The organism is Paraburkholderia xenovorans (genome assembly GCF_046030735.1).
Taxonomy (GTDB): Bacteria; Pseudomonadota; Gammaproteobacteria; order Burkholderiales; family Burkholderiaceae; genus Paraburkholderia; species Paraburkholderia xenovorans_A.
The window spans coordinates 218,017-230,239 of the sequence record NZ_JAQQBV010000008.1; the positions used below are offsets into that span (position 1 = coordinate 218,017).

Annotated in this window: 12 protein-coding genes; 6 read left to right on the forward strand and 6 right to left on the reverse strand. The window is 62.2% G+C overall.

From position 1 onward, the window contains the following. Positions 1–8: 8 nt before the first annotated feature. Both PQQ51_RS10625 and PQQ51_RS10630 read left to right on the forward strand, forming a co-directional pair. Positions 9–788 carry a putative hydro-lyase gene (locus tag PQQ51_RS10625; RefSeq protein WP_408496727.1) on the forward strand — a complete coding sequence of 260 codons (780 nt, stop codon included), beginning with the start codon at positions 9–11 and terminating at the stop codon, positions 786–788. Positions 789–858: 70 nt separating this feature from the next. After that, a complete protein-coding gene (locus PQQ51_RS10630) occupies positions 859–2,160 on the forward strand; it encodes an MFS transporter (RefSeq protein ID WP_408496728.1) in 1,302 nt (433 codons plus the stop codon). 4 nt (positions 2,161–2,164) lie between these two features. On the opposite strand, the gene PQQ51_RS10635 is transcribed toward PQQ51_RS10630, so the two are convergent. Both PQQ51_RS10635 and PQQ51_RS10640 read right to left on the reverse strand, forming a co-directional pair. Beyond that, complete coding sequence (locus PQQ51_RS10635) at positions 2,165–2,782, reverse strand: alpha-ketoglutarate-dependent dioxygenase AlkB family protein (protein WP_408496729.1); 618 nt, start codon at positions 2,780–2,782, stop codon at positions 2,165–2,167. Positions 2,783–2,943: 161 nt separating this feature from the next. Next, positions 2,944–3,273: a hypothetical protein gene (locus PQQ51_RS10640; RefSeq protein WP_408496730.1), complete on the reverse strand. Its 330-nt coding sequence runs from the start codon at positions 3,271–3,273 to the stop codon at positions 2,944–2,946. A gap of 385 nt (positions 3,274–3,658) precedes the next feature. On the opposite strand from PQQ51_RS10640, the gene PQQ51_RS10645 reads away from it, so the two are divergent. From PQQ51_RS10645 to PQQ51_RS10655, 3 genes are all read left to right on the forward strand, one after another. Then, positions 3,659–4,822 carry a metallophosphoesterase gene (locus PQQ51_RS10645; protein ID WP_408496731.1) on the forward strand — a complete coding sequence of 388 codons (1,164 nt, stop codon included), beginning with the start codon at positions 3,659–3,661 and terminating at the stop codon, positions 4,820–4,822. 528 nt (positions 4,823–5,350) lie between these two features. Then, on the forward strand, positions 5,351–6,058 hold the full coding sequence (locus tag PQQ51_RS10650) for an MgtC/SapB family protein (protein ID WP_408496732.1): 708 nt from the start codon (positions 5,351–5,353) through the stop codon (positions 6,056–6,058). A gap of 164 nt (positions 6,059–6,222) precedes the next feature. Beyond that, positions 6,223–6,477, forward strand: a complete 255-nt coding sequence (locus PQQ51_RS10655; RefSeq protein ID WP_028197420.1) for a GlsB/YeaQ/YmgE family stress response membrane protein — start codon at positions 6,223–6,225, stop codon at positions 6,475–6,477. Positions 6,478–6,536: 59 nt separating this feature from the next. Here PQQ51_RS10655 and scpC read toward each other — a convergent pair whose 3' ends face one another. The 3 genes from scpC to PQQ51_RS10670 form a co-directional block, all read right to left on the reverse strand. Continuing rightward, positions 6,537–8,051, reverse strand: a complete 1,515-nt coding sequence (scpC, locus tag PQQ51_RS10660) for a succinyl-CoA:acetate CoA-transferase ScpC (RefSeq protein ID WP_408496751.1) — start codon at positions 8,049–8,051, stop codon at positions 6,537–6,539. A gap of 107 nt (positions 8,052–8,158) precedes the next feature. After that, on the reverse strand, positions 8,159–8,383 hold the full coding sequence (locus PQQ51_RS10665) for a hypothetical protein (RefSeq protein ID WP_408496733.1): 225 nt from the start codon (positions 8,381–8,383) through the stop codon (positions 8,159–8,161). A 156-nt stretch (positions 8,384–8,539) separates the two neighbouring features. After that, entirely contained in the window at positions 8,540–10,723 is a 2,184-nt protein-coding gene (locus PQQ51_RS10670) for an FUSC family protein (protein WP_408496734.1), read from the reverse strand. A 199-nt stretch (positions 10,724–10,922) separates the two neighbouring features. On the opposite strand from PQQ51_RS10670, the gene PQQ51_RS10675 reads away from it, so the two are divergent. Continuing rightward, a complete protein-coding gene (locus PQQ51_RS10675) occupies positions 10,923–11,924 on the forward strand; it encodes a LysR family transcriptional regulator (RefSeq protein WP_408496735.1) in 1,002 nt (333 codons plus the stop codon). A 97-nt stretch (positions 11,925–12,021) separates the two neighbouring features. Here PQQ51_RS10675 and PQQ51_RS10680 read toward each other — a convergent pair. After that, on the reverse strand, positions 12,022–12,223 hold a 202-nt coding region (locus tag PQQ51_RS10680), incomplete at its 5' end, for a hypothetical protein (RefSeq protein WP_408496736.1).

The following is a 12,223-nucleotide window of genomic DNA, read 5'->3' on the forward strand; positions in this document are numbered from 1 at the left end:
AGCCGTTCATGTCCTTTACGCCGTCCGAATTTCGTCAGCAGGTACGCAGCCGCCACCTTTCCGGCCCGACCGCCGGCTACTGCGGCGACTACGCGCAAGCCAACCTGGCAATCCTGCCGAAGCAATACGCCGACGATTTCCTGCGCTTCTGCACGCTCAATCCGAAGGCCTGTCCGCTGCTCGGCATCGGCGAGCCGGGCGACTGGCGCGTGCCCGCGCTCGGCGCCGATCTGGATATCCGTAACGACGTGCCCGCGTTTTATGTGTACCGCCACGGTGAGCGCGCCGAAGAAGTGCGCAGCCTGAACGAACTCTGGCGCGACGATCTGGTGGTCTTCGCGATCGGCTGCTCGTTTTCGTTCGAAGAAATGCTGCGGCGTGAAGGCATCGCGCTGCGCCATATCGACCAGCAGGTCAACGTACCGATGTATCGCACCCGCGAGCGCAACGTCAACGCGGGTGTGTTCGGCGGCAACCGCGTGGTCTCGATGCGACCGATGAAAGCCGCCGACGCGATCCGCGCAATCCAGATCACCAGCCGTTTTCCGGCCGTGCACGGCGCGCCGGTTCACATCGGCGATCCGTCGCTGATCGGCATTCGCGATCTGGCGCGGCCCGATTTCGGCGATGCAGTCGAAGTTCACAGCGACGAATTGCCGGTGTTCTGGGCCTGCGGCGTCACTCCGCAAGCGGCGATCGAGAGCGCGCGGTTGCCATTCGCGATCGCGCACAAGCCAGGACACATGCTCGTCACCGACATCCCCAACACCACGCTGGCGGTGCTGTAGCCGCCGCGTTGTTCGACTCACCTTAAGCCGTGCGAAAGACACGGTTCACCATCACGACCGGAGCACAAGCATGGAAACCGAAGCGCAGTTGACCGCAGACACCGAGCGCTACGAATCGCCCGGTCCAGGAAAAGGCCCGTTCGCGTGGTATCGGCAGATCTCCGCGAGTGAGAAGCGCGCGTTCTGGAGCTGCAAGATCGGCTACGTACTCGACGCGATGGACACGCAGTTCCTGAGCTTCGTGATTCCGACGCTGATCGCCACATGGGGCATCACGCGCGGCGACGCCGGCCTGATCGGCACGGTCACGCTGCTGAGTTCGGCCGTGGGCGGCTGGGCGGCCGGCGTGCTGTCGGACCGGATCGGCCGGGTTAAGACCTTGCAGATCACGATTCTGTGGTTTGCGATCTTCACGCTCGCCTGCGCGCTCGCGCAGAACTTCTCGCAGTTGTTGTGGGCGCGCGGGCTGATGGGGCTCGGTTTCGGCGGCGAATGGACCGCGGGCGCGGTGCTGATCGGCGAAGTCATCCGTGCGCGCGACCGCGGCAAAGCGGTGGGTCTGGTGCAAGCCGGCTGGGCGATCGGCTGGGGCGTGTCGACGCTGCTCTTTATAGCCGTGTTCTCGCTGGTTCCCGCCGACTACGCGTGGCGCGTACTGTTCGCCATCGGCATTGCGCCCGCGCCGTTCGTGATCTGGATCCGGCGCTTCGTCGACGAGCCGGCAGTGCATCGTCAGCAGAAAGAAGCGGACTCGGCGACACGAACACGCGCGTCGTTGCTCGACATTTTTCGCGGCGAGATCGTCTGGACTACGCTGCGCGCGTCGATTCTCGCGACCGGCGTCCAAGGCGGCTACTACGCGGTGACCACATGGCTGCCGACCTATCTGAAAACCGAACGGCATCTGAGCGTGATCGGCACCGGCAGCTATCTCGGCGTGGTGATCGTGGGATCGTATTGCGGCTATCTGACAGGCGCGTATGTCAGCGACAGGTTCGGCCGCAAACGCGCGTTCATTGCGTTCGCGTTGGCCTCGTGCGCGATTGCGCTGATCTACACGCAACTGCCGCTCGACAATCTGTCGATGCTCGTTCTCGGCTTTCCGCTCGGCTTCTGCGCGTCCGGCATTTTCTCGGGGATGGGCGCATTTCTCACCGAACTGTTTCCGACGCGCATTCGCGGTTCCGGCCAGGGCTTCTGCTACAACTTCGGCCGGGCGGTCGGTGCGACGTTCCCGTTCCTGATCGGCTATGTGTCGCAGACCATGACGCTCGGTCGTGCGATCGGCGTGTTCGCCGCGGCGGCTTACGGCGTGGTGATTCTCGCCGCGTTGACGTTGCCTGAAACCAGAGGGCGTGAGCTTGGCGTGTAGACGGCTAGCATCTCTGGTTAGCGCCACGTTGCGGCGCACGCGGTGTTATCCAGCGAAAAGTCAGATTGATGCGCTCGCCGGCCACGCGCGGCTCCTTGGGCACCCGGTGCCGCCAATCGGCTTGCGTGTCGCCTTTCATCACCAGCAGGGAGCCGCCCTTCAGCGAAAACGACTGCACGGCGCCCGTCCGGTTGTGCCGCAAATCGAAGGTGCGCGCCACGCCCAGACTGACGGAAGCAATCACCGGCCGTACGCCGAGTTCAGGTTCGCGGTCCGCGTGCCATCCCATGCTGTCCGTGCCGCTGCGATAGCGGTTGATCAACACGCTATTGAAACGCGCGCGGCTCGCGGTTTCGGCGGCGGCCTTCAGTTCCGCGACTGTCGGCGTCCACGGCTGCGGCACATTGCGAATTCCCGAATAGACGTACACCGCGTCCGGCTCGCCTTGCCACGCGGTCAGGCGCGGCAACGGCACGCGGCCGGCCGGTGTGCCCATCGTGTCCTGCCGCCACTGCACTTCGTCGATGAGTTGCATCAGCGCCTTCGTCGCCGCTGCGGGCGCGAGCCACTCGGGATACCAGTCGACGTCGGGCGTCGGCAGGTCGTCGAAAAGATCCGCCATGAGGTTGTGCACGCACTGCGTGTTCGAGTGAAAACCGTCGCTATTATGGCGGCAACGACGGCGGCAGCCGCGGCAAAGGCAAAGGCAACGCGCCGAAGCGGTTCCCTTCCGTGCGACGAAACCGCCGGCATCGCTCGACGCATGTCGCCGCGCCGCTGTATTCACCCAAGCACAGCGATGTAAAACACCACCACGCCGATCACCGCGCCGACGAAGCAGAAGCCCTCGTCGGCATCGTCGCCGCTCGATCGCAGCCACGCACCGACCGCGCCGAACAACCCAGCAATGCCCAGCGCGACGCACAGCATCACGACATCGAATAGCGCGCTTTTGCCGAGTTCCGAGAAGTCGACATCGCGTACGCCGAAGTACAGCGCAACGGCCATCAACGAAATGCCGACCAGCGGCAGCATCACATGACTCCCCTCTCGCCCGACGTGATGCGTGTGATGAAAGTGGCGTTCGGGGTTGCCTGATCTGAGCAGCTTCATGATGCGTGTCCTCCCGCGCCGCGCTTCGTGCCGACGACGCAATGAACCGCTGCCGGACCGCGACGGCCCGTCTGCAAGCCGGTTCTCTTCAAGAATAGTCCACTCGCGAAGGCAATTCAAAGCCCATTTAATTAGGGTGCGGCGGCCTTGTTGAAAGGCTCTGCAGCGAGTCAGGGATGCTGCGTCGCGTCACGAGTTGCGCTGCTATAACCCGCGTCGGAAGGAGTCGCCCAGCAAGCTCACGCCGCGAAATCCGGCGGCTCCGGCAAGCGCCTGCACATGTCGGTAGAATGAACCGGCTCGTCGACCATGAAATCGCATTACGCTCGCCGAGCCGCCGCCGTCACGCCGCTCGTGGCGGCCCCTTCCCGCCTCTATCGTCTCTATGCGCCGCTCCTCGTTCCTTGTTCGCATCATCCTGATTGGCATCCTGCTGCATATCTACGTCGGTTTCCGGCTGATCCCCGATCTGCCGATCGACGCGGCCGGCCGCTGGCTGTGTGCTTTGTGGCTGGTGCTGTCGGTGCTCCTGATCCCGCTCGGGATGCTGGCGCGCACCATTAAGCGGCAGCCGCTCGGCGACCGCCTTGCGTGGATCGGATTGCTCGCGATGGGCTTCTTCTCGTCGCTGCTGGTGCTGACCTTCGTGCGCGACCTCGTGCTTGCCTCACTGCTGACCGTCGACGCAATCTGGCCGAACACGCTCGCATTGCCCGCGTTGCGAATGGACACCGCCGCGGCCGTGCCGTTGCTGGCGCTGCTGTCGACGCTCGTCGGCCTGTTCAACGCGCGACGCCGCGCGCGAGTCGTGACGATCGAAGTACCGATCGACGATCTGCCGAAAGCGCTCGAGGGCTTCACCATCGTGCAGATCAGCGACATTCACGTAGGGCCGACCATCAAGCGCCGCTATGTGGATGCGATCGTCGACGCCGTGAACCGCCTGAAGCCGGATCTGATCGCGGTCACCGGCGACGTGGTGGACGGCAGCGTGTCGCAACTGACCCATCACACGCAGCCGCTGTCGCGACTCAGCGCACGGCACGGCGCGTTTCTGGTGACCGGCAACCATGAGTACTACGCCGGCGCGAACGCATGGATCGACGAATTCCGGCGGCTCGGCTTGAACGTGCTGATGAACGAGCACGTGATCGTCGACCACGACGGCGCGCGCGCGATGATTGCCGGCGTGACCGACTACTCGGCGGGCCATCACGATCCGCTGCATCGCAGCGACCCGGCCGCGGCGATTGCCGGCGCACCTGGCGACGTGCTGATCAAGGTGCTGCTCGCGCACCAGCCGCGCTCCGCTGAAGCCGCCGCAGCAGCGGGCTTCACGCTGCAGTTGTCCGGCCATACTCATGGCGGCCAGTTCTTCCCGTGGAATTTCTTCGTTCGATTCCAGCAGCCTTTCACAGCGGGTCTCGCGCGCCTGAATGGACTGTGGGTCTATACCAGCCGCGGCACCGGCTATTGGGGACCGCCGAAGCGCCTCGGCGCGCCGTCGGAGATCACGCGGCTGCGGCTCGTGCCGGGCGAGCCTGACTGACCGCGGCCGCCTTTCGATCCGCCAATGAGCAAACACAGTGTTTCGACGACGAATACCGCCAATATTCGGAGTCCGTATTTATGCCGAAAAAAACGTCCTTAACCTGGCGAATTGCAAGCACATCGTCAGATTCGCTGATGGCTTGACTTACATTTGCAGAGCCGCCTAAAATTCGCCCAGTTCATCAACCCGGAATTGCGATCTTGGACAGTAGCAGTAGTACCCGTCGAGCATCGATTCGCCCGATCGCCTGATCGGCAAGATTTCCGCGCCAGCCGTTAGTTTTCCGCCTGCCGCCGTCTTGCCTTCGGGCCTGATGGTGCGCGTCGTTGATACCCTCGTATTGCCATTGAAGCGTTGCGCAGCCCGCTGTGTTTGCGGACGCTTCGTTCGTTCCTGTTCGTGTCGTGCGCTTCGGCTCATGGGCTTCGTCACGCCTGACCTTCATCGCGTTCCGCGAGCGGATACGCGACGCTGTCACGCGTGTGGTTCACACTGTGCGGTTACGCACGTCACTCCCATCTACCGATGACCATCGAATTCATCTGGCGGCTTCTTGCCGCGTTCGCCTGCGGCGTCGCGATCGGCCTCGAACGGCAGATGCGGCAGCGCAATGCCGGCCTGCGCACCATCACGCTGGTCGCGAGCGGCGCCTGTCTGTTCGTGACGCTCGGCGTGCTGACCGGCAACGGCACTGCCGGGATCACGCAGATCGCCGCTTACGTCGTGTCCGGCGTCGGCTTCCTTGGCGGCGGCGTGATCATGCGCGACAAGGGTTCCATCCAGGGGATCAACACGGCAGCAACGCTGTGGTGCTCGGCGGCGGTCGGCGTGCTGTGCGGCGCAGGCCACTACGGCCCGGCCCTCGCCGGCACTATCGTGGTCTTGCTGACCAACACGGTGTTGCGCGAAGTCAGCCGCATGATCAACGCAACGCCAGTTTCAAACGCCGACCTGATCCGCGAGTATGTGCTGACAATTGTGTGCCTCGAAACCGATGAGATTCACATTCGCACCGTGGTATCCAACTCGATGTACTCGGCGCCGCTTTCGTTTCAAAGCCTGACGAGTGAAGACGTCGACGACGAGACGGGACGCATTCGCGTCACGGCCACCTTGAAGCTGCATCCGAAAGATCAATCGAAGCTGGAGCAGATGGCGAGCCGCATCAGCATGGAAAAGAGCGTGTCCAGCGTCAGTTGGACTGCCAGGGAGGCCGAACCGACACCTGAGTAATGCAGCATGTGTAAGTCCACCCATATTCGTGCGCATCGTCTACACTTAGCTTGCAATTGTTTTAGATAAAGTTAATTCCGCGTCCTGAATGTGGACTTGTCCCATAGCCTTCGACTAAGCTCTGTCACCGTGAATTATTCACACTCAACCATGGAGTCTCGATTATGGAACACGGCATCATTGCATGGCTCATCATCGGCGCGATCGCCGGCTGGCTGGCCGGTGTGCTGGTCAAGGGCGGCGGTTTCGGCCTGATCGTCGACATCATCGTCGGGATTGTCGGCGCGTTCATCGGCGGCTGGCTGGCCGGCGTGCTGCACATTTCGCTCGGCGGCGGCTGGATCGGCTCGATCATCACCGCTGTGATCGGCGCGGTCATTCTGTTGTTTCTTATCCGGCTCGTGCGGCGCGGGACCTGAGCGAAGCATCCTATGTCTTGCGGCGTCAGCGGCCATTGCCCGCTGACGCCGTGTTTCTTTTAAAGACCCGCTTCTTTCGCCGGCAGCATCGAGCCGGTGTCGCGCAGCCGTGTATGCCAGGCGAAAGCCTGGTCCAGCCGATGCGGCGTCTGTCCACCCCATTGCAACGCATCGCGATAGTAGTCGCGCAGTAGATCGCGATACAGCGGATGCGCGCATTTCTCGACGATCAATGTCGCGCGCTCCCGCGGCGCCAGTCCGCGCAGATCGGCGAGCCCCTGCTCCGTCACGACAACGTCGACGTCGTGTTCGTTGTGATCGCAGTGCGGCACCATCGGCACGACGCTCGACACGCGTCCGCCCTTCGCCATCGACTTCGTCGCAAAGATCGCGCAAGACGCATTGCGCGCGAAATCGCCCGACCCGCCGATGCCGTTCATCATATGCGTGCCACCCACATGGGTCGAATTCACGTTGCCGTAGATATCGAATTCGAGCGCGGTGTTCAACGCGATCAAACCAAGCCGGCGAATCACTTCCGGATGATTGCTGACCTCTTGCGGCCGCAACACGAGGCGCTCACGATAGCGCTCTATCTCGCCGAACACCTGCGCCTGGCGCGCGGCCGACAACGTGATCGATGCGCCGGATGCGAACGTGACCTTGCCTGCGTCCATCAGGTCGAAGGTCGAATCCTGCAGTACTTCTGAATAGATTTCGAAGTCCTCGAACGGTGATTCGACAAAACCCGCGAGCACCGCATTGGCAATCGTGCCGATGCCCGCCTGCAACGGCGGCAAGCGCTTCGGCATGCGCCCGTGCGACACCTCGTGCTGGAAAAACTCGATCAGATGACCGGCGATCTGCTGAGTTTCCGCGTCTGCCGGCAGCACGGTGGACGGACTATCCGCCTTGTCGGTGATGACGATCGCGGCGATCCTGTCGAGCGGAATGTCGATTGCGGGCGTGCCCACCCGGTCTTGCGGACGAACGATCGGCAACGGTTCGCGATGCGGACGGCGACCCGGAATCCAGATGTCGTGCAACCCCTCGAGTTCGCGAGGTTGAGCAAGATTGATTTCGACGATCACCTTGTCTGCGAGAATCGCGAAGCTGGCCGAGTTGCCGACCGAGGTCGTGGGCACAATGCCGCCGGTCTCGGTGATCGCAGTGGCTTCGATGATAGCGACGTCGAGTTTGCCGAGTTGGTTGGCGCGCAACATCTCGACGGTTTCGGACAGATGCTGGTCGACAAACATCACCTCGCCGCGATTGATCGCGTCGCGCAAGGTCTTGTCGACCTGGAACGGCAAGCGGCGCGCGAGCACGTGTGCCTCGGTTAGCATGCGATCCACATCGTGACCGAGCGACGCGCCCGTCATCAATGTGATACGCAGCGGCTTGCCTTCCTGACGGGCACGCTCAGCAAGCGCGACGGGGACCGCTTTGGCGTCGCCCGCGCGCGTGAACCCGCTGGCGCCGACGCGCATGCCGTCCTGAATCAGAAGCGCCGCTTCGGCCGCCGACGTGATCTTGCCGCGCAACGCGGCACAACGAATCCGGTCTTCGTACATGAAACTGAGTCTCTCCATAGTCATCCGTCCGGGCTACCGGCGCGCACATCTGCGGTGTGCTCCGCTCAGCAGCCGGATTGGTTTTTTAGCGTGATGCGTGGCGCCGCCTAGCTGCCGAAGTAGAGATTGCAAAAGCTCATAGGACCGACGCATTCTTCAGTTCTCGCTTTCGCTTTCGGTACCACCGCGCGCTTTTCCGCAGCGAAGCTCTGGGCACGCTGTACATTCGCCTGCGCGACTTGCTGTTGTTCAACCGATGACGGTGCGGTTTGCGCGTGGGCTACAGCAGCAGACATGGCACAGGCGATCAGGGCAATCTTCAAAGCTTTCATTTCGTTCTCCAGTACTTTCGGTTGCGCCTCGTAGCAGATCCTTTTGGGAGAGCATTGAGGCAGCAACAAAACTATATGACCGCGCTCCCTGCAGATAAACGGCGCCACGCGGAAGTGATCTTTCCAACTGGAAGAAGGATCGCGAAACGGCATACGTCAAAGCGTGTTGAACGGCGCGTCCTTGTCGAGCAAGGCTGTGCGAATGAAATGCAAACAACTCAGGATGCGCTGCAGGTCATGACGTCGGTCGCGATCCGCATGGACGGTTTTGAGCACGTCTTGCGCGATCCACGTCGCCGCTCGCACGGAACTGATCGCGCTCTCGAGGCTACGCGCATCCGGTCGGGTGAAAAGTTGCGCGAGCTGATCGCAGGTACGCGCGAAGCTGCTGTTCCAACGCGGATGAAGTGCTTGCGCATAACCTGCGCAAACCAGCTCGTTGCGAAGATCAATCGTCGCGTGGCCGACTTCGAGCGTGACGAGCGTCCATCGCAGCGCCTGCCGGCGGCGCCGTGAACGACGCGACAGCAGCATGCGCAGTTGCGAGGTCAGATCGTGCGTGCTCGACTGGAAACGCTGATTGAGCCCGCGCAGTTCGTCCTTGCATGCGGACACGACCTGCGCGCGCAAGTCGGCTTCGATGCGCGCGATCAGCCAGGGCATGTCGGCCGGAAACACCACAGTGAAGACGAGCGCCGCCAACAGCAACGACGCGGTGATTGCGATCCCGTTGTTGATCAGCAGATCCGGCGCGTACGTGATGACATTGTCCGGTCCCGCCAGCAGGCAGAAGAACACGGAAAATCCGATGCCGTATCCCGCGGAGAGTTTGCGTGTCGCGATGAATGCGCCCAGCGCAAGCACGGGCGCGAGCATCGCGCATAACAGCGGGAAGCCGTCGATGTTGGGATACACGTAGCACGCGAACAGATAGCCGGTCATCGTGGCGAGCGCGGCGCCGAGCGCCATCTGTATCGCCATCTTCGACGCGTTCGGCGCGGTAGACGTCAACGCGCAAACAAGCGCCGCGCCGATCACCGCAAAACCACCGCTCAGCCAGTCGGTCTCGATCCAGAACCAGCCGGCAATCGCCATCACCACGGCGGAGCGGACGAACGTGAACGCGACGACAAAACCATTCGTCTTGCTTACATAACGGCTCGTGCTGCGAGGCCGTGCCGCGGATTTTGCAGCACGACGCTGTGCAAGACCCGCGTATGTCTCGCAGTAACCGATCCATTCGGAAACGAATCGATACAGCAATTCCGCGCCTGTATCGAACTCCGCCAACGATTCGACTGGAGTGCTCTCTAACGGGCGTCGCGTTTCACGCACGCGGCGTGGCAAGCCCGCTTGAAACTGCCGCAGACGCGCTGCGGCACGCGACGCGTCCACCCCTGCGTCGCGCGTCGACGCAAGCAACGCCGACATCTCGTCGAAGTACGGTGTAATAGCGTCGACGACACGCTCCGCCCCGCTCGCGCGCAAGCGCTTGCGCAACTGGTGCAGCGCGTGAAGGCGCGCGCACGCATCCATGAACTCGCCGTTCAGACGGCTCAGATGCTGGCTGCGTGAACGCATCGACGGGTCTTCGAAAGCTGCGAAAGTGCGCGTCGCCTCGAAACCGACTATTTCGTCGACGAGGTCCGCAAAGTGCCGCTCGAAGCGGCCGCGTTCGATTCCGCGGCCGAGCACGTCGATGGCGAACGCAGTAAAATTCCGGTAGCGCGTTTCCAGCGCACGCCGCAATGCAAGGCTGGAGCGCTGAGGCACGATCAGCGCGCTCACCGCGCTCGAACACACAATGCCGACCGCCACTTCCGCTGCGCGCGTCAACGCTGCCAGAAACAGGTCATGAGGCGCAGTCACATTCGGAATGCCAATCAGCGCGGCCGTGTAACCCGCCAGTACAAAGCCGTACCATCTGAAATGCCGATACCGCACCGCCGCCGCGATACACGCGCCCACCCAGCCGATCATGCCGAGCATGTACAACTCCGGTTGCTGGACGAACAGCGCGCCGAGCACCAACGCCGCGAGCGTGCCCACCGCAGTGCCGAGGATCCGGTAGAAACTTTTGGCGAGCACCATGCCGCTGAACGGCTGCATCAGCACGAACACCGTGGTCATCGCGATACGCGGCTGCGGCAGATCCAGCAGCATCGCGATGCCGAGCGCCGACAGTCCCGCCGTAACCGTTTTCAACAGATGCAGCCAGGTCAGGCCGTCGCTGTTCGCCCAATCGCGAATCGTCGGTCGGAGCACGTGGAGCGCCAGGAACATGGCGCTCCACTGCTGGCGCGAGTCTGCCGTCGCTTTGATCGCATGCTGGCGTTTCATCAGGAGACAAGGCGCCCCGGTTTATCGCTGAGAGAGATACCGATGGACACTGCGCACACCGGCAGGCAAGGCGCCGATTGTAGGAGCATGCGGTGCGCGCATTAATAGGACTGGCTCGGAACGTCCCTTCCAGAACGAACAACAATGCCCGCTGACGACAGGCGGACAATACGGCTTCTGCCGTGAAATAGAAGGATCGATGGATACGTTACAAAATATGCGAGTGTTCGTGCGCGTGGTCGAAGCAGGTAGTTTTACGGCCGCCGCGCAGTCGCTCAGTTCGACGACCGGCGCAATGTCCCGCGCGGTGTCGGAACTCGAAGCTCACCTGCGTACACGCCTGTTGAACCGCTCGACGCGCCGACTCGCGCTCACCACTGCGGGCGAGCGCTACCTGAAGCGATGCCAGCAAATTCTCGCCGATGTCGATACCGCAGAAGAAGAAGCGAGCTGTGCGCATGAGCGTCCGAGCGGCGTTCTGCGTATGCACAGCTTTGCTAGCATCGGTCAGCACTACGTGCTGCCGGCCATTTCGCGCTATCGCACGCAGTATCCGGAAGTGACTGTCGAACTCACGTTGTCGCAGCGCATGCCTGATCTGTTCGAAGGCAGCAGCGACGTCGCGGTGGTTGCCGCTTCCACGTTGCCCAATTCGGAGCTCGTCTCGTTGCCGCTTGGTACAACGTTCAACATTCTGTGCGCGTCGCCTGGATATGTGCAGACGCATGGCGCGCCGATGCAGCCAGGCGATCTCGTGAATCATGAATGCCTGATCCTGCATACGCCGGCATTCCCGCCGCATGAATGGGTTCTTGACGGGCCGAACGGCAGCGAAACGATGGAAGTAAATGGCCCCGTGCAGGTGAACATCGCGGAGTCGCTGATCGTGGCGATTCGCGAGGGAATGGGGATCGGCATGGTGCCGCTTTACGCGGCGATCGCGGGACTGCGCGATGGAACCCTGGTTCGCGTGTTGCCGGAATACAGATTGCAGAAGACGAACATTTACGCGCTGTACCCGTCACGAAAGTTCATCGATGCGAAGACTCGGACCTGGGTCGAATTCCTGCGCAATCATTTGCCACAGGTGATTGCTCGCGACGAGGCGCTGCTTGCAGAAGTCGGCGAAACTATTGCGAACGATTGTGTGATGGGTGTTCACTCTGTTGGCAGTGGAGATGGAGATGCTGCTTCGCGTTGACGCGGACAACAACCCTGCACATTGCTGCTTGTAAGCAATGTGCCTGCTGGAAACTTTAAACTGGATGCGCAAAGCGCGAGGTAGCTGGCAATGACCGCTACCCGTCGCCACGAGAGAGTAGTACGTCCGGATAGTCGTCGAAGGGGAATTGATAGGGGAAGCGGCGGTTCTTGCGCCGCTTTTTCAGACTGGCGTTTTCCGCGCATCGGGACGCCGGAACGCAGAATCCCGCTTTCGTGAGCCGGCGGGTTTCGTGTCGCGTCAATGGCGCCTTGAAACGCAAAAACCCCGCCTTTTTA